18 protein-coding genes and 1 tRNA gene are annotated in these 18,066 nt (G+C 50.2%); 11 read left to right on the plus strand and 8 right to left on the minus strand.

The features are described from left to right. The first annotated feature begins 186 nt into the window (after window positions 1–186). Together L21SP2_RS07970 and L21SP2_RS18025 are read left to right on the plus strand one after the other, a co-directional pair. Complete coding sequence (locus L21SP2_RS07970; protein ID WP_024267994.1) at window positions 187–1,596, plus strand: glycoside-pentoside-hexuronide (GPH):cation symporter; 1,410 nt, start codon at window positions 187–189, stop codon at window positions 1,594–1,596. A 162-nt stretch (window positions 1,597–1,758) separates the two neighbouring features. Then, a complete protein-coding gene (locus tag L21SP2_RS18025; protein ID WP_081719528.1) occupies window positions 1,759–1,944 on the plus strand; it encodes a YjfB family protein in 186 nt (61 codons plus the stop codon). A gap of 88 nt (window positions 1,945–2,032) precedes the next feature. On the opposite strand, the gene L21SP2_RS17135 is transcribed toward L21SP2_RS18025, so the two are convergent. Then, entirely contained in the window at window positions 2,033–3,391 is a 1,359-nt protein-coding gene (locus L21SP2_RS17135; RefSeq protein ID WP_053335635.1) for an FAD-binding domain-containing protein, read from the minus strand. Then, window positions 3,388–5,103 carry an FAD-binding domain-containing protein gene (locus tag L21SP2_RS17140; RefSeq protein WP_024267997.1) on the minus strand — a complete coding sequence of 572 codons (1,716 nt, stop codon included), beginning with the start codon at window positions 5,101–5,103 and terminating at the stop codon, window positions 3,388–3,390. The genes L21SP2_RS17135 and L21SP2_RS17140 overlap by 4 nt, the downstream gene beginning before the upstream one ends. Window positions 5,104–5,336: 233 nt before the next feature. Here L21SP2_RS17140 and L21SP2_RS07985 point away from each other — a divergent pair, with 233 nt between their 5' ends. The 7 genes from L21SP2_RS07985 (at window position 5,337) to L21SP2_RS08015 (ending at window position 11,019) form a co-directional block, all read left to right on the plus strand. Beyond that, window positions 5,337–6,194 carry a hypothetical protein gene (locus tag L21SP2_RS07985; RefSeq protein ID WP_041401358.1) on the plus strand — a complete coding sequence of 286 codons (858 nt, stop codon included), beginning with the start codon at window positions 5,337–5,339 and terminating at the stop codon, window positions 6,192–6,194. 4 nt (window positions 6,195–6,198) lie between these two features. Continuing rightward, window positions 6,199–7,584, plus strand: coding sequence for a sensor histidine kinase (locus L21SP2_RS07990; protein ID WP_024268000.1), 1,386 nt, complete (start codon window positions 6,199–6,201; stop codon window positions 7,582–7,584). A 174-nt stretch (window positions 7,585–7,758) separates the two neighbouring features. Continuing rightward, complete coding sequence (locus L21SP2_RS07995) at window positions 7,759–8,610, plus strand: ABC transporter ATP-binding protein (RefSeq protein ID WP_024268001.1); 852 nt, start codon at window positions 7,759–7,761, stop codon at window positions 8,608–8,610. Between the two features lie 9 nt (window positions 8,611–8,619). Beyond that, window positions 8,620–8,982: a hypothetical protein gene (locus tag L21SP2_RS08000; RefSeq protein ID WP_041401360.1), complete on the plus strand. Its 363-nt coding sequence runs from the start codon at window positions 8,620–8,622 to the stop codon at window positions 8,980–8,982. Further along, window positions 8,982–9,689: an ABC transporter permease gene (locus L21SP2_RS08005; protein WP_041401363.1), complete on the plus strand. Its 708-nt coding sequence runs from the start codon at window positions 8,982–8,984 to the stop codon at window positions 9,687–9,689. The genes L21SP2_RS08000 and L21SP2_RS08005 overlap by 1 nt, the downstream gene beginning before the upstream one ends. A 1-nt stretch (window position 9,690) precedes the next feature. After that, complete coding sequence (locus tag L21SP2_RS08010; protein ID WP_024268003.1) at window positions 9,691–10,746, plus strand: ABC transporter permease; 1,056 nt, start codon at window positions 9,691–9,693, stop codon at window positions 10,744–10,746. Between the two features lie 69 nt (window positions 10,747–10,815). Beyond that, window positions 10,816–11,019, plus strand: a complete 204-nt coding sequence (locus tag L21SP2_RS08015; RefSeq protein WP_024268004.1) for a hypothetical protein — start codon at window positions 10,816–10,818, stop codon at window positions 11,017–11,019. Window positions 11,020–11,282: 263 nt separating this feature from the next. Here the strand turns inward: L21SP2_RS08015 and L21SP2_RS08020 are convergent, their stop codons facing one another. The 5 genes from L21SP2_RS08020 to hisC all read right to left on the minus strand — a co-directional run bounded on the left by L21SP2_RS08020 (window position 11,283) and on the right by hisC (window position 14,040). Then, window positions 11,283–11,543 (minus strand): Txe/YoeB family addiction module toxin, encoded by a 261-nt coding sequence (locus tag L21SP2_RS08020; protein ID WP_024268005.1) that lies wholly within the window; start codon window positions 11,541–11,543, stop codon window positions 11,283–11,285. Further along, complete coding sequence (locus L21SP2_RS08025) at window positions 11,536–11,790, minus strand: type II toxin-antitoxin system Phd/YefM family antitoxin (RefSeq protein WP_041401366.1); 255 nt, start codon at window positions 11,788–11,790, stop codon at window positions 11,536–11,538. Before L21SP2_RS08025 ends, L21SP2_RS08020 begins: the two co-directional genes overlap by 8 nt. Window positions 11,791–12,194: 404 nt before the next feature. Then, window positions 12,195–12,267: transfer RNA gene (locus tag L21SP2_RS08030), tRNA-Met, on the minus strand. A gap of 61 nt (window positions 12,268–12,328) precedes the next feature. Beyond that, a complete protein-coding gene (locus tag L21SP2_RS08035; RefSeq protein WP_024268007.1) occupies window positions 12,329–12,988 on the minus strand; it encodes a PrsW family glutamic-type intramembrane protease in 660 nt (219 codons plus the stop codon). 2 nt (window positions 12,989–12,990) lie between these two features. Beyond that, window positions 12,991–14,040, minus strand: a complete 1,050-nt coding sequence (gene hisC / locus L21SP2_RS08040; RefSeq protein WP_024268008.1) for a histidinol-phosphate transaminase — start codon at window positions 14,038–14,040, stop codon at window positions 12,991–12,993. Between the two features lie 42 nt (window positions 14,041–14,082). Here hisC and L21SP2_RS18030 point away from each other — a divergent pair, with 42 nt between their 5' ends. Next, complete coding sequence (locus L21SP2_RS18030; protein ID WP_211233437.1) at window positions 14,083–14,832, plus strand: YgjV family protein; 750 nt, start codon at window positions 14,083–14,085, stop codon at window positions 14,830–14,832. 69 nt (window positions 14,833–14,901) lie between these two features. On the opposite strand, the gene L21SP2_RS08050 is transcribed toward L21SP2_RS18030, so the two are convergent. Continuing rightward, entirely contained in the window at window positions 14,902–15,144 is a 243-nt protein-coding gene (locus L21SP2_RS08050; RefSeq protein WP_024268010.1) for a DUF3783 domain-containing protein, read from the minus strand. 99 nt (window positions 15,145–15,243) lie between these two features. On the opposite strand from L21SP2_RS08050, the gene clpB reads away from it, so the two are divergent. After that, window positions 15,244–17,844, plus strand: coding sequence for an ATP-dependent chaperone ClpB (clpB, locus tag L21SP2_RS08055; RefSeq protein ID WP_041401368.1), 2,601 nt, complete (start codon window positions 15,244–15,246; stop codon window positions 17,842–17,844). Window positions 17,845–18,066: the final 222 nt, after the last annotated feature.

Raw genomic sequence — 18,066 nt, forward strand, 5'->3', positions numbered from 1 at the left:
CGCATGGAGCAATACGGCCCGGGGTGCAGAAGGTGTGCTATAGGCATACAGTACAAAAGCAGTACAAAAACAGGGACGTCCGGCCAATCGCCGGGCGTCTTTTTTGTGGCGAAATCGGAAAAACCGGGGTAAAGTCGTAGCTGCGGCTTCGGTCCGACGCATGAGCATCATGAGGGAGAGCAGGGTATGAATTCAAACCTGAACAGGTTCACCTACGGTCTGGGCACCATCGGCAGGGACATGGTCTATTCCCTGGTAAGCATGTATCTGATTTTTTATCTCTCGGATATTCTTCAGCTGAGCAATCTTGCCCTGGGGTGGATTACCACCATCATTGTGGGAGCCCGCATTTTTGATGCCATGAACGATCCGGTAATGGGGATTATCGTGGATAACACCCGCACACGCTGGGGGAAATTCAAACCCTGGATCAGTTTCGGGGCGGTCAGCTCGGCGGTGTTCACCGTGCTGCTTTTCACCGACTTCGGACTGCGGGGGACGGCGTATACCATCTCCTTTGCGGTTATTTACCTCTTCTGGGGAATTACCTATACGGCGAATGATATCTCCTACTGGTCCATGCTGCCGTCTCTTTCGGTGAGCCAGAATGAGCGGGAGAAACTCGGGGCGTTCGCCCGGATATGCGCGAACCTGGGACTGTTTGCAGTGGTGGTTGGAATCGTCCCGGTAACCACCGCCCTGGGAGAGAGCCTGGGAAGCATGAAGCAGGCGTATTTCGTCTTTGCACTGATTGTAGCGGGAATTCTGATCGCCGGTCAGAGTATTACCGTGTTTGGGGTCCGGGAACCCCGCTCCATGTTTCAGAATTATCAGCATACCACCCTGAAGGGGCTGCTTGAAGCGATTTTCAAAAATGATCAGCTTCTGTTTACCGCCGTCTCCTACTCACTGTTTATGATAGGCTATGTGACCACCACCAGCTTCGGCCTCTACTTTTTCAAGTACGCCTACGGCAATGAGAGCATGTACTCCATATTTGCCCTGGTGCTGGGTGTGAGTCAGATCAGCGCCCTGCTGATCTTTCCCCTGATCAGTAAGCGCATACCGCGGCGGCGGTTTTACAGCATCGCAACGGTTCTGGTGCTCCTGGGCTATGTGGTGTTTTTCTTCGCTCCCATGAATATGATTTATATCGGGACTGCCGGTATTCTCCTGTTTGTTGGGCAGGCGTTTATTCAGCTTCTCATGCTGCTGTTTCTTTCGGATACCATCGAGTACGGTCAGCGGAAACTTGGGCGGCGGAATGAAAGTGTCACCTTTGCACTCCAGCCCTTCATCAACAAGATAGGGGGCGCAGCAGCCTCGGGAGTGGTGGGGGCCACCATTATAATTTCCGGGATTAACGACGCGGAAACTGCCGCAGATGTGAGTGCACAGGGTCTGATGATGATGAAGGTTGCCATGATGGTTCTCCCGCTGATTCTCATCGTCGCCGGCTACATTATCTATCTGAAAAAGTACAAGATCAGCGAGGAATACTACGCAGAGATCATCAACGACCTGGAACAGCGCGGCGACCTGAACCTGGATGCCGGGGATGAAAACCAGCGTCCCGACAGCGACATCCCCGAATAGCCGGGGCTGTGAATATCGCCTCTGTGTGCAGGGGTGCTTGTTTATCCACTGCCATCGGTAGCGGCCTGAAAGGCAAAAAATCTGAAAACAGCAGCTTTACACAAGCTTTGGTGCACTGTAAAAAACATAGACGATTTTCGTGACAGTTTGTATACTTAGAGTATGAGTTCGATATCAAACATTCAGGAAATGAGCACCGCCATGAGCAACCAGCAGGTACGCCAGGAAGCTGCGGTGAATATTCTCGACAGCTCACTGGATACCGCCCAGGCCCAGGCCGATCAGTTGATACAGATGATGGAGTTCAAGGATCCCATGGTGGGAAATCTTGTGGATGTGAAGGCATAGATCTTCGTCCACCCCTTCTTTCATCTTACCGGCACACATCTTCTCATACTTCAACACAATAATGTAAAATTCAGCATCACTGCGGCTCTCACCCCTGTGCCATGGCCGAATCCGGCGCGGTTCGGGGCACAACGTCCCCGGGTACATTCCATCCCTGTTCGGCAACCCATTTACGGTAGCTGCCCTGGGGATCGTAAGCGGCGGCTTGTTTGGGGATATTAAAATGGCGCACAGGCCGGGAATCTGCACCAACTCCGGCGATGTATGCCCAGTTTCCCCAGTTTGAAAGAGGATGATAATCCAACAACAGGTACTCGAACCACCAGGCTCCCCACCACCAGGGGCAGTTCAGGTCGTGGATCAAGTAGCTGGCTGCACATTGCCGTGCCCGGTTGCTGGATTCAGCGGTTGCATAAAGTTCCCGCATGATTGCATCTATGAAATCCTGACCGGTGGTTCCCCGTACCCAGCTGCGGAACCTGTGCCAGATATCTTTATCGCTTCTCCAGCTCTCCTGCAGACCCGGGCTTTGTATCATTTTAAAGCCCCTGGGGGTAAACATCAGATCTCCCACAGAACGGAAGAGGTAGTAGTAAAAGTCCCGCCATAATAATTCAAAAATGAGCCAGTAGGTGGATTCATTTGCCACCCGCTGCTGCTCATATTCCCGTATACTTCGTCCCACATCATGGGCGTGCAGCGCGTCCACTGCAAGCCATTTGGATAGACGGCTGGAGTAATTTCCCGGCCCCAGCCCGTTGCGGGTCTCCTTGTAACGGGAAATTGCATCGCTTTCAAACAAAAAAAACTTCAGGCGATCGGCCGCCGGTCCGTCCATATGGAGGTCAGGAGCTGATCCCTGCGCAAATCGGTATTCGTCATAGCTTCGTTTTTCGATTCGTCTCCGGAATGCCGAGAAAGTTCCGGGCATGTCCCGGATATAAAATGGCAGCTCGTCCGGATCAATGAGGGTATTCGGGGGGAGAATGAGAATCTCGGGAGGTTGTGCCAGCCGGGAAGTCTCGGCGCGGATCCGGGTCAGATCGTCCCGTTCTTCGCTGCCCTTGGGCGAAGGAATGCAGAGAAGGGAAGGAAGCTCCGCCGCATCCAGTTTTTGCAGATATTCAACGAGGGATGCATGGGTTCTGATGAGTTGTAATCCTGCAGACATGTACTGCCGTTCCAGAGTATGGATAACTTCAGAATAAAACCGCTGCCGCCCTGCGGATACCCGGGGAATTCCCAGGGGTGAAACATGCTGTGAACCGCTGCGGTGGATGGAATCCGCAGTTATCAGACCCGCAATCTCTATTTCCTCGGCGCTGTCCGATGTTTTTCCGCCGGCATGTTCCAGGTGCGAACGGATATGGGGGAGAACCGTATGTAGATCAAACGACATCATATGCCATATAAGGCAGTCGGCCCTCAGATTTTTTATGGGTGTCATGGTCGTTTCCTTCTATTTCCAAGCCGTGATCCATGCTTCTTCAGCACCCGCTCTGCTTCCATTTTCGCAGCGTCTGATTTCTTAATTGTGAAGTATTCCTTCTTATAAATTCCGCTCTCAGTTTTGTATTCTACTCCGGAGGTCGAATAACCTGAAATCTGCAGCTCCGGCAGAGCATGAATCTCTTCCGGATACGCAGTTTGCAGTTCAGGGATTTCAGCCTGTACGAATTCGCATTCTGGATCGTGATCAGCCAGCTGCTTTGTGGGATTATACACCCGGAGAGTATTGATCCCTGTGAGTCCCGCTTGCATCTGAAGCTGACTGATGTGTATGCCCGGAACATAATCCGCCATCATTTGCGCCATCGGGTACATGACCAGCCTCCAGGGAAGGTGGAGAACGTGAATTGCGAAGCTGGTAATCATTGCCCGTGCACGGAAACTCAGATAGCCGCTGCGCCGAAAATGCCTGATGCTGGCATCCACGTAGGGATATCCGGTGCTCCCAAGCACCCATGCCCAAAACCGTCTTTGCCAGTCCTGGGGAAGGGAGAATCCCGTATACGCTCTATTGAGAGGATGAAGCTCAATTTCCGGCTCATCCTCCAACCGTTGAGAAAAATGGTCGTGCCAGTGAAGGCGTTTCATAAATGATTGAAGGCTTTTCCCCCATGGAGGTGACGGAGAATTTCGCAGTTCACTCTGGCGGCTTTGGGTTCGCTGTATGGCTCTTCGCATGCTCATTGTCCCCCAGGCCAGGTGAACTGAGAACCTGCTGCAGGCGTCCGGAGCGCTGTTCATTGAGCTCATTCCGCCGGAATACCCAACCCCGCGATGGAACAGAAAACTTTCAATTGTTTCTTCGGCAGCTTTCTCGCTGCATAATTGAAATGAGTGTTCATTCAGAGCTACGCGTTCACCCGGCGGTTTGAGGCTCTCTACCAAAACGGCTGTCTCATTATCAGGGAAGAAGCGAGGAATATCTCTTTGAAGTGAATCGGTAAGCTGAGAAGCATAGTTTTCTGAGGCGGGATCCGGAGCAAGAGGGATTATATCTGATACAAGCAGTCCGGAATGATAGTGAACATCTTTCATTTTCATTTCAAGGATGCTCAAAAGTCTCTTTTGCACATCTGCCTGACCTGAGCTCTGAATGGTATTCGAACTCATTGCGTCGTCCCCGGGGTGAACCAGGCTGTCCGGAGTGTTGAACACGGTACCATTCATTCTTTCCCGAAAAATACTTATCCGCTTTTCCCGGTCAGATAACCCTCGAATAACTCCGTTACGATATTCTTCTGTCCAGGAAATCCCGTATTTCTGAAACAAAACCTTTAACGCTCTGTCCCGTTTATAGCCTGCAGCAGTTCCTGTTTCCTGGTGGGAATGAACGGAAATCACATTCAGGCCTGTAGCGTGCAGGTTTTCCAGCACATTGGAAAACTCCGATTGACTGTACAGAAGGGGAATATTCAGTCTGTCTAATCGATTCTTTACATCTGTAAGTGCCGGATCAATCATCCGGGCATGGTGAAGGCTGGTCTCAGGATGATTTTTCACCGCATCATCCAGTAGGTAGAGGGCAGCAATTGCACCCTCAGTTTCCCGGGCCCGTTCAAGAGCGCTATTCAATGCCGCATTATCTGCAATGCGAATATCCCTCTTAATCCACCATATATGGAGGGGAATCTGCGTATTGTTTCGATCCATTCATCAAACATACTGATTTGAGAACCCGTCGTCATGTATTGTCGGACCGCAGCAGTTACACCATTTCGCTCTTTTGCAGGATGTTTGAGCTTTTCTATTGAGTCTTAAAAATTTCTATTGAGTCGTAAAAAACTGTGTTTCCATGCAAAACACAGGCGGTTGTATTATTATCTAAAAGGTCATACATAACATTATTCATGAAGAACGGTAGTACTATGTACGGTGCATATACGATGTCTCCTATTGTAAAAATCATCTCATATTTTATTATTGCCCTGTGGCTTGGCAGCAGCTTTGCTGCGCACAGTCAAGCTGATTCACTGCAGCAGGCCGGTATAGGTACCAAGGACGCACCCCTTCAAATTCAACTTGTAGAATACGATAACGGAGGCCACCGGTATTTTCATGAATTGATATCCCGATCCCTGGAGCACATTGGAGTCTCCAGCGTTATCAGGACGCTTCCTCAGATGCCGCAGCCCAGATTGGAACGGATGCTGGAAAGCGGTGCCGTCACGGTTCATTGGTTCTTCCCGAATGCTGAACGTGAGAGCAGGTATCTCAAAATTCCTGTTGATATTACCGGGGGCTTAGCGGGCAGGAGGGTGTTTTTCATCCCTTCGGGTACACAGCATTTGTTTGACAATATACGAAACCTGGAAGATTTCCGTTCCCGGAATCTGGTTGGAGGTTTTGGCGCCGGCTGGTATGATATTGAGGTCTGGCGTCAGAATACCCTTGAGTTCAGGGTAATCCCCGGAGACCCCCTGGATATTTTTAGAATGCTGGAATCCGGAAACAGGGGTATCGATTATTTCAGCAGAAGTGTTCTGGAAATTATTGCTGAGATCCCCCGGTATCCGGGATTGGAGATTGAACAACATCTTCTGTTTTCATACCCAAGGGATTTCATGTTTTTTGTTTCGGCAAATGAACCGTTAGTCCATGAAGTATTATCTTTTGCTTTGTCAAGCGCACAGGAAGACGGAATACTGGAAGAGATCAGATCGGTTTATTTGCCTCCTGTATATCAGATTCTGAATCTTGATGACCGGGTGAATATACAACTGGATCTTCCCCCTGAGGGATAATGAAATGGAATCTTTTGCAACCTATTCTGCTCAATCCAACGGATCCGACACGCATGTAAAAATCAGAATGTCCCGTCGAAGAAAGCTGTTTCTTATGTTTCTGGCAGTCATTATTGCACTGGGAAATGTTCTCGCTGTTGTAAACTACCGCGATTTTGAAATGAAGCGTTATGAAAAATTTGCTGCTGACATCAGCAAGAATATATCATCTGCGGTCTGGGGCTACGAGTTTGAGGTAATAGAAGAAGTCTTAAAGGATTACGCCCAGTGGCTGAGATTTTCCCGGGTGGATCTTTATGAAAATAATAATCCGGTATTATTTCAGTGGGAAGAAACTGTGCTGTTTCAATGGTTTAATTCAGATGTTCTCGAACTGCAGCAGCGATGGAGCTGGTTTCTTCCCCTTGTGCGGGTGGAGCAGGCTGTATCCTATCAGAATCAGGACATTGCCACCCTTATGTTTCAGTATCCGTCAATAACGGCCCCGTTCGGCCTGCTGGTATTTCTGGCTTCATGCCTTGTGTACGGTATAATCTTTGCTATTCTATCGTTGAGAGATCGCAATCTCTATTTGAAGAATGCAATGAACGAGCTCGTGAAAACTCAAAAAAAACTGCTGGATAGCACAAAACAGATTTTGCTGGGAGATGTAATTGTTGGGCTCTCCCATGAGCTGAATACTCCCCTGGGAAACGCCATAGTGGTTCAGGATGTGTTTTCCGCAGCTACACGTTTTCTGGAGCAGGAAACTGATCAATCCAATCCGGCTATTCAATCGGCAATTAAGGAGATGACGGAGACCACTCCCATCTTTCAAGACAGCCTTGATAGAATCAGGCAGATTCTCAGCAGATTGAAGGAGCTTGAAGTTCTCAGAAAAGACATTCATATGCAGGAGAAGAAGGCGGAACAGATGATCTCCGATCAAGTTGAGCTGGTCCTGGCAAACAATCCGCTGTGCAACATGAAAATAGATACGGAAATCCGGGAAGAATACCGGGAGATCCTGTTGCCGGGTGAGTTCATGGTCCTGCTCAAGGAACTGTTGGAGAATTCGTGCTTCCACAAAGGCGATAAAGCTGAACCCCATGTGGTTATCCAGCTGTTCAGTAAAAATAATGGCAGAATGGTATTCCGATATTTTGATAATGGTCCGGCAATACCCGCAGATATTGCCCCCCGGATATTTGAGCCGTTTATTACCACGGCCCGGGGAAGTGGAGCAGTCGGTCTCGGCCTCTATATTTCCCATGGCATAACCACAATGATTCTTAACGGGCAGCTGACCTATACCCGCACAGCGAACAATTGGAATCTATTTGAGCTGCACTGGGAGCCTCAGGAATGGACGAAAACAGGGCAAAGCCTACACGCTAATGGATTATCCTGAAGAGGGCGATCCTTCTTCTGTTGCTATTTCAAGCTTAAATTTCCGGGAACAAATATTTTTTGAAATTTTTCAATTGACAGATGGCTTTTGCAGGTAAACGGATGTATAATTGTATTAAAGTAATGGTACAATGGTACAATTGTACAATGGGTATACCGGTTCGAGGAGGAAGCTATGTCGATGATCGATGTTTCCAATCTGTCGTACACCTACAAAAAAGGGGCCGTGAATGGCGTGAGTTTTAAGATAGGGAAGGGGGAAATTTTCGGTTTCCTGGGCCCCAGCGGGGCGGGAAAATCCACCACCCAGGCGGTGCTTGCCGGCCTGCTGTCCATCCAGTCCGGAAGCATTTCCATCGACGGGAACCTGAGAAGCGGAAGTCCTGGAAAGGAATTCTTTAACCGCATCGGCATGGGCTTTGAAATCCCGAATGTGTACAAGAAGCTCAGCGGCCTGGATAATCTGAAATTCCATGCCCGGCTCTATGACCGGGAGACCATGGATCCCATGGAAGTGCTGGAAATGGTCGGTCTGGCCGAAGACGCCGATAAAAAAGCAGGTCAGTATTCCAAGGGAATGAAACAGCGCCTGGGGTTCGCACGTTCAATGATTAATAATCCTGATATCTGGTTCCTGGACGAACCGACTATGGGACTGGATCCCACTACGGCCAATAGCATCAAATCGATTATCCGTCGCCGTCAGGCCGAGGGCACCACCATCTTCCTCACCACCCATAACATGTTTGTGGCCGACGAACTCTGCGACCGGGTTGCTTTTATTGTGGACGGCGCTTTGGTGGCGGTGGACAGCCCCAAGAACCTGAAACTGAAACATGGAAAGCCGGTGGCCAGGGTGGAATACCTGGACGGCGGTGCAATGAAAGAACATGAGTTCAGTATGGAAGGGAAGGGCAAGTCGGAGCTTCAGCAGTTTATCGGCACCCATGACGTGAAAACCATCCACTCCCTGGAGCCGTCCCTTGAGGATATTTTTATCAAACTTACCGGCCGGGGACTCGAATAGGAGGATGCCATGAAAAAACTCGGCAATCTTCTGCGCAAGGATATCGTCCTGGGCATCAAGGACGTATTTTTGCTCCTTGAAATCGTATTTTCGGTGATTTTTATGTTGGTCCTGCTTTTCCTCATCCCCGAGAGCATCCGTACAGAGGGCCATGTATACATCTGGGATCGCACAGGTATCATCGAAGATTTCGTCACAGAAATCCCCCCGATCACGAACAGAGCCTTTGGGAATACTTTGTATCCAATCGGGATGATCTTATCGCGGGCATCACCGAGGACCGCAACGCCGTCGGTCTTATCATCAGGGCAAATGGACAGGAACGCTATGATGTGGAGATGCTCTCCCAGCCCTATACCAAGGATTCTTTAGTGCAATTTATCCAGGCGGATATGGAAGATCTGATGAACATTCTCCACCCGCCAACGGGCCGGTATCCAGCAGACGTGTATTCTTCGGTGCGTATTGAGGCGTTCCAGCGCGGGGCGGATGAAGTTCACCCCTTTAATCAGCGCCTTTTGGCTCCGGTCATCGTGTTCAATATCGGGCTGATCGGCCTGTTTGCCATGGTCTCCCTCATCGGTCAGGAAAGGATGGACGCCACCCTCCGGGCATATAGGCTTTCACCGAGCAGCCTTGGGCTATTCCTGCTGAGCAAGAACATAGTAATAACCGCTGTGAGCATTCTGAACTTCAGCATTCTCTACCTGCCGATTATGGGATTTTCAGGTTATCTGGAAGCATTGGCGGTGATGGTGGTTACGGTGATTACAATGTCCTCACTCGGAGTCGCTCTGGCGACGTTCTATCAGGGACCGTTGGAAGCCATCGGGTGGGTATTCGTCCTGATGCTGATATTCGCCTTACCGGGAGTATCGCTGCTGAATCCTGTATTTTCACCGGGGTGGCTGCAGGCGATTCCCACCTTCCACAGCCTGTTCGGACTGGATGCGGCCATGTTCCCCGATAATAATGCGGACCTGATCTGGCGGAGCGTGGGCATTTTGGCCCTGCTGTCGGCGGTACTGGTCCCCCTCACCGGATTGTTTTTTTCGTACCGCATTCAAAAGGAGGCATGAGATGAAACAGTTATGGAGAATTTTCCTGTTCGATATCATGATGAGTTTCAAAAACTTCATGGGTGCCTACCTTCTTATCGTTCCCATGATAATCCTGCTGATCCTCAGGAGTTTCCTGCCGGCGGTGGACAGCGCGTCGGCAAATTTCGCCGTGGTCAACGACGGGCCCAATGCCGTGGATCGGGAACTCATTGCTACTTTGGATGAAATCGGCGACGTATCGTTGTATCCCAACATAGAGGAACTGAAGGACCGGATGGCAGCAATAGGCGAAATCGAAGGACTGTACTGGGATCCGGTAGCCGGGCAGTATGTCTCCCTGGTGGAGAAGACCGGCGAGGACAACGAAATGTTCACCCTGGCGGCCCGCTACATCCGTCAGCAGTATTTGAAAGATAACTATCCCGAACTCCCACGGATGGTCAACTTCAGCGAGGCAGTTCCCCCTGAGTTGTCAGAGCGCACTGAGATCTCACCTGTGGCAAGCATGGGAGGATCGCTGTTTATCGTCTTTATCACTATCATGACTGCTTTTATGATGGGTTTGGCCATCGTGGAGGATAAGGATCAGGGTACCATCCTGGCGCTGCGCATCAGCCCGGTTTCCAGCAGCGATTATTATGTGGGAAGAAGCCTCTTTCCATTCCTGGTAACCATCGCTTATGCAGTTATCGGGGTGTTCATGCTCGGGCTTGCCGGTATCAATTTATTGCAGATGCTCATGGTGGTGACCCTCTCTTTCTCCACGGCAATGGTGTTCGGCCTGTTCATCGGCGGCATGGGGAAGAACGAAATCGAGGCCATGGGAATCGGAAAGGTGGGAGCCATGCTGTTTATTTTCGCCCTGGTTGCTGCGGCATTGCTGCCGGATAATTGGCATTGGACCCTCTGGTGGATGCCGGTGTACTGGACCTTCGATGCCCTGGAGGAAATATTTATCCAGCAGGCCGACTGGTTTACGGTTGCCTGGAAATCTCTGTTGGCCTTTGTACTGGCAGGGGGATATTTCCTCCTGCTGCGAAAGCGCATCGTTCGCGGCCTGGGAGCCACCGAATAGTCCCGGATCTTTTTGTCGGGATAAGACTATGCAATCAATTGGGGCCATCGCGCCCCGAAGGAGTACAATATGCTGTATCTGGGTATTTTTCTATTGGTCTACGGGCTGTTCTGTCTGCTGCTTGCAATATTCAAGTTCCCGTTCCTGTGGAATATCAGCAAAATACAGGGCTTTGTGAAGCTGATGGGCGAGACCGGAACCACCATATTTATCGGTGTATGGGGTGTGGTTGCACTTGGCTTCGGCATCTGGCTGACGTTCTTTCTGGCATAGGCCGGCCAGGAAGCACCCTGCAACCTGTCTCACCACCTCTCCAGCCATTCATGGCGATTTGCCCGCCCTTTATGGATGCATGTGAGAGCAGCAAGCGACGCTTGCGATCAGCACCGGTCGGGCCGGTTCCTTGTTGCGAGTCCTTCCTATATCAATGCATAAATAAAAAAGATATCACCGTATGGCGATAGGATTTGGTGTCAGTTTCCTGGTTACAGTTGGTATCTACTTTCCGAGATCTATATCAGATCTTAGGAGCCTATTCACTTATCAGAATAATGGAATCGGCATTGAATGATGGTGATTGAATCATCATCGTAGGTGTAAACCAATACATCTTTCTTGTTGATATGCCGGGAGAAGTAACCTGAAAGGTCTCCCTTTAATGATTCGGCTCCTTCTTCCGGCGTTCGTCGTGCTGCCTTTATTAAATTATTAATCTTCTTAAGTGTTTTGCGGTCTTGACTTTGCCAGTACTCATAATCCTCCCATGCCGACTCATGCCAGTTGACCCCTCTACTCATCTAATAGATCTCGCTTGATAACTCTCCCGGCCTTAACATCTTCAACGGCCTTTAACAGGCGGCTAGCGTTCTCAGGTGTACTAAGCAGGTGGTTGGTGGTTGTCCAGCCATTGTAATCTGCAAGGGACATCACCACTACATCCCGGCCTTCCTTTGAGGTGATGACAGTTTCTGTAGAGGTATCTACAACGTCATTAATCAATTGCCTGAGATTGTTCCGCGCATCAGTATAGGTTGTAATTCTCATGACATCCTCCTATCACAATATACTTCATGTTCAGGATTCTGTACAGATTTCTGGGTAGAATGTTTCCAAGTAATTATCCAAAATCCTCCAACTCAGCAATACGTTCCATCATTTGCTCGGAGGATAAGTTGAGGATCTCAGCCGCTCGGGAGATGGAAATCTTCTCATTCTCTACGGTCTTCCTGACCAGACGGCTCAACCGACGGAGTCAAAGCCCCGTTCGGGCATGAGTAAGAATGCGGCAAAGAGATCCGCTTCTTACTCATCCCTGGTTCTGGTGGATCTTCCAGACCCGATTTCACCGGTTAAGGGGGTCCGGTATTTCACATAAATGGGTCCCGAGGGGGTACGGGTGTACAATTAAAAAAAGGCTATCACCGTTTGGCGATAGCCTTTTTTCTATTTAGCAGGGGCAGGACTCGAACCTGCGACCTCCGGGTTATGAGCCCGACGAGCTGCCAACTGCTCTACCCTGCGTCGAATGTGTCGGTAATATATAGGGCACTGAAAAAAGTGTCAAGGGATTGTGTGAAAAAAATTATACATCATCCGATGAGGGGTCCCGGGGAGCGGTAAGGAGATTCAGAAGGGCGATGCTTCCCAGAAGGAGTATCAATAATGAAATATAACTGAGGGGCACCGGCAGTACCAGCAGCTGGTTATAGATTATGTGACCGGTGACAACGATGAGGACATAAAATATCCGTTTGTTTCGGCTCGCATTGACGGCGGCTGCAAAGCCCAGAAATCCTGCGCTCACCATATGCAGGGGCAGGCTGCCCAGCAGAATGATGCTGCTCAGCAGCTCCATCTGACGGATTATATACAGATAGGTTTCCATGAGACCGAAGCCCATCCCTACAATGATCCCTGCAAGTACGGTCTGGCGGAAAAGCTGAAGCTTTTCTCCCGCAGGATATGCCAGTTTCAGCAGCAATATCAGGGTGAAATATTTCAGACTTTCTTCTATAAGAGGGGAGATGAATGTACGGATAATGTGGTGCAGATTCTCCCACGCAAGATCCTTAATGCCGCTGAGAATGAAATATGCCAGGATTGTTATGGCAACGGAGGCAAAAAAGTAAAGGAGAATATTCGTCAGGCGCAGCTGCATGCCGGTTGTACGCGTGAAACCCCGAAAATACACCAGGGAGAACAGAACGAAGGCTGCGGCTGGGAATAAAATTATACCGGCCATGATTACCCTTTCAGGATGTCGGCAATCTGTTTCATCCGTGCCGGTTCGGAAAATGTGATCCGCATATATTCCTTCATGCCGAAGCTGTGTAAATCCCGCACGGTAATTCCATGTTCCTGAAGCCGGCGGACATCTCCTGCAGCATCCGATGAAGGACTGCGGACACAGAGAAAATTGCTTTCGCTGGGGAAAAATTCCAGGCCGGCTTCGCTGAACAGTTTACTGCTGTATTCCCGGGAGTTTCTGTTAAACTCAATGCTGCGCGTTATAAATTCATTATCACGTACCGCAGCAATGGCTGCAGACTGGGCAAGTGAACTGTTGTTAAAGGGGCTTTTTACCCTCAGAAGCATGTGAATAACCTCCGGTCTGGCAATTCCATAGCCTATGCGCAGAGCTGCAAGACCGAAGATTTTGGAGAATGTTCCGGTGATCAGAAGGTTGGGGTGCTCTTTCAGGAGATCCAGGGTTTCCGGGTACTTTTCCGATTCCGCATACTCACGGTACGCCTGATCGATGATAACCAGAATATCCTTGGGAACGGCAGCCAAAAATTCCCGCAGCTCCGGTTCGGGAATGATCATCCCCGTAGGGTTGTTGGGGCTGCAGAGAAACACCACTGATGTTGAGGAATCAATAAGCGAAAGCATTGCCTGTAGATCGTACTGATAGTTTCGGGTGGGAGCGGCTCGATACTCTGCCCCGAACATCCGGGCGGCAAATTCGTACTGGCTGAACGTGTTTTCACTTCCCACTGCATTTCTGCCGGGACCTAACAGGGTTGCTCCCACCATGGTGAATACTTCATCGCTGCCGTTGCCGAAAATAATCTCATCCGCTGCGCAGCCCCGCCAGTCAGCCACTGTTTCACAGAGCTGAGAGGAGACGACGGGAGGATATATATGAACGGAGTCCAGTGCGCCCCTCATGGCCTCCAACGCCTTGGGACTGGGGCCAAGGGGATTTTCATTTGAGGAAAGCTTGATGCTGCCGGGCATTTTTTTCCCGGGATGGTATGGGGGAATTTGATAAAGATCCTTTTTCCATTTCATTTTTATAGTATACTGAAAGATCAGCGATTTGGTACAGGAGGTATGAAAATGACAGTACAGACGGTGGAACTTTTCGGATATGCGGCCAGTTTTTTTGTTGCCGTTTCACTGCTTATGGCGTCACTTGTTAAATTGAGGGTTCTCAACCTCATAGGCTGTACGTTTTTTGTGGTGTATGGATTATTGCTGAATGCCATCCCCATTGTTATTACCAATGGATTTATCATGATCGTGAATACGGTGTATCTGATTCAGATGTATCGGAAAGATATCAGCAGCTTCAGGTATGAACCGGTCGCAGGAACCCAGATAGATCAGCTGATGGAGTTTGTGCAGATCAAGAAAAAGGATATCCAGAAATTTTATCCCTATTTCAGCGAATGTCAACTCCGGGCGGCCAGCGGCGAGAACGGTATTATTTACAGCGCCAGACGAGGCGGCAGAAATCAGGGCTTTGCCTATGCGTTGAAACACGGCGGATTGGAGCTGAGCCGTCACTGTAAGGATTCAAAGGATTTGCAGAACGCATTGACCGAGGTTCAGAAATCCGAGTATTCCCAGGCCCCTGTGTTTTTTGCGGATTACATCGTACCCAAGTACCGGGATCTGGGGTTGGCCCATACGTTTCATGAGCAGCTGATTGAGGATCTTCGCAACACCTACCGGGAGATTCTTTGGATCAATCACCAGGGCAACCGTACCATGTCCAGGCTGCTGAAGAATGAGGGCTACACGCTGCTGTCTGTGCAGGGAGATTACGAAATACTCATGCTGCGGCTGCAGAAGCCGTAATTCCCGGTACGGTCGTTCCGGGAAATCCTGCTGCAGCCGGATGAGGGTATGTGCCCTGGCTTGAAGCTGTTATTCGCTTTTTTTGTTGATATTCGGCGGATTGGCCTGGAGATATGCATGATCGGCACTGATATCTTCAATCAGGTCGGTCAGCTTCATCTGCACCGACCGTTCGGTTGTTTTGGCGAAAATCAGCTCTTTCGGATTATCGAAAAGCTTCTTCACTTCGCCCATAATTTTAACAATTTCCTCGTTGGAAAAACCGTTCAGTATGACAACCTTGTTATCTAAATGTTTCTGTGATTCGCTCATGACATCAAAATAGTACGGGGACGCTGAACTGTCCAGTGCGGGACAGATATTCCTGTTCCGTCTCTTGCCTAAGACCTGATTGATGGGTAGTTTTATCTCATGAACTACGATCGAATGACAGAAAAAGCACGGGAGGCCGTTCAGGGAGCCTCATCAATTGTGCTGAGAAAAAACCAAAGTACTCTCAATCCCTGGCATCTCCTCCATTCACTGGTAAGTCAGAAGGAGGGAATGGTACCCGTGGTAATTAGTCACCTGAATGTTTCCCCGGATGCGGTAATTCAGGAGGCTGAGACCCGAATAGAAAAAATGCCCAAAGTCTACGGGGAAGGATCCCAGATCCAGATGGATCAGGCCTCAGCCAAGGTGCTGGCCATTGCTGAACAGCTGGCACAGCAGATGAAGGACGAGTATGTGTCAACTGAACATCTGCTCATGGCCATGCTGGATGCCGGGGGAGAAACGGGAACCTATCTTAAGCGCCTGGGTCTGAAAAAAGATGAAATTGAAAAGGCCGTGTTGGAACTGCGGGGAAACCGACGGGTAAGCGATGAAAACCCTGAGGGAAAAATGAAGGTTCTGGAAAAATACACCCGTGATTATACGGCATTAGCCCGGGAGGAAAAGCTGGATCCGGTTATCGGTCGGGATGAAGAGATCCGCCGGGTTATGCAGGTCCTGAGCAGAAGAACCAAAAACAATCCCGTACTGATCGGTGAACCGGGAGTGGGAAAAACTGCAATAGTTGAAGGACTTGCGAGAAGAATTGTCAGCGGTGATGTGCCGGATTCTCTCCGGGAGAAGCGGGTGCTGGCTCTGGATCTGGGAAGCCTGCTTGCGGGTACCAAGTTCCGGGGCGAGTTTGAAGAACGTCTGAAAGCCGTTATTGAAGAGATCGCCTCCTCCAAGGGAAAAATCATCCTGTTTATCGATGAGCTTCATACGCTCATGGGAGCCGGCGCCGCCGAAGGCGCAATGGATGCCTCCAATCTCCTGAAACCCGCATTAGCCCGGGGCGAACTGCGCACAGTAGGTGCCACCACCCTGGACGAGTACCGAAAGCATATTGAGAAAGATGCGGCTTTTGAGCGCCGCTTCCAGACGGTATTCACCAATGAACCCAGTGTTGAAAATGCGATCTCAATTCTCAGAGGATTGAGAGAACGCTATGAAGTGCATCATGGGGTTCGTATCAGGGACGATGCGCTGGTTGCCGCAGCAACCCTTTCGGACCGCTATATCACCAGCCGCTTTCTTCCCGACAAGGCAATCGACCTGGTTGACGAGGCTGCAAGCCGTCTGAAGATGGAAATCGAAAGTCAGCCCACCGAACTGGATCAGCTTGAACGGAGAATTCTTCAGCTCACCATTGAAAAGCAGGCCCTGTCCAAGGAGACAGATGATGTGAGCCGCGAGCGACTTGAGAATCTCAGCAATGAGCTTGGGCAGCTGCAGAGCAAGCGTGACAGGCTGGCAGCCCGGTGGAACCAGGAGAAGACCACAATCGGCCGTATGCGGGAAATCAAGGAAGAGCTTGAGAAACTCCACGGGGAAGAGAATTATTATACCCGGGAAGGAAATCTGGAGAAGGCGGCGGAGATCCGCCACGGCCGGATTCCCCAGCTTCAGCGGGAGCTGGAGGAAGTAAGTGGAATTATCGAAAAGCAGCACGATGAGCAGACCCTCCTGCGTGAAGAAGTGGGGGAAGAAGATATCGCCAAGGTTGTATCAACCTGGACCGGCATACCCATCAGCAAAATGATGAAAAGCGATATGGAGAAACTTCTGAATCTTGAACAGATTCTGGGGCGCAGAGTTATCGGCCAGTCCGATGCCATCTCGGCGGTATCCGATGCCATCAGGCGGAACAAGAGCGGACTGTCCGATATTAACCGTCCCATGGGCGTATTCATGTTCATGGGACCCACAGGGGTGGGGAAAACCGAAACTGCCAAAACCCTTGCGGAGTTTCTCTTCGATGACGAGAAGGCCCTCACCAGGATCGATATGAGTGAGTACATGGAGAAATTCTCCGTCAGCAGGCTGATTGGCGCACCTCCGGGATATGTGGGCTACGATCAGGGAGGACAGCTCACGGAAGTGATCCGCCGCCGGCCCTATTCGGTCATACTCCTGGATGAAATTGAAAAGGCCCATCCCGATGTTTTCAACATTCTCCTTCAGGTTTTTGATGACGGCCGTCTGACCGACGGTCAGGGCCGGGTGGTGAATTTCCGCAACACCATCATCATCATGACCAGTAATCTGGCATCGGATATTATTCTTGAAGCGGAGAATACGGAAGATGTAATGGATCAGGTCAATCAGCGGCTGAAGCTCCAGTTCAGACCTGAATTCCTCAACCGCCTGGATGAAATTATCAGTTTTCACCGTCTGGAACCTGAGCACCTCACACGGATTCTCGATCTCGAGATCGCCAAGCTGGAAAAACGGCTTGCGGAGCGCCATCTGAATATCGAGCTGAGCCCACAGGCCCGGGATTTCATCATCTCCGTGAGCTATGACGCGCAGTTCGGTGCCCGCCCCCTGAAGCGGGCGGTACAGAACTATGTCCAGAATCCTCTGGCCCGTCATCTTCTCGCCGGGGAATTTCCCGAGGGAAGCGAGATTGAAGTGGGGGTTGAAAAGGATGCTGAGGGTACCGTACACGCCCTGAGTTTCAGTTCCGATAACGGCTGATTCCCGCCGGGGCGTTTCTGAACATTCAGGGACATTCCGAGGCAGTCGGAAAAACTCAGGGAAAGCCGGGGACAGAGCGGCGAGCACAGGGTTCTCTGCGTGACTATATTTCTCGAAATTTACAACTGAAGGCGTAATTGACAGATAAATCCTCGTCGGGCTACCGTTCAGCCTGAAGGTTCAATCCTGGGGTCTACGGGGTAATCCTGAGCTGGTAATGAA

It is taken from the genome of Salinispira pacifica (assembly GCF_000507245.1).
Lineage (GTDB): Bacteria > Spirochaetota > Spirochaetia > DSM-27196 > Salinispiraceae > Salinispira > Salinispira pacifica.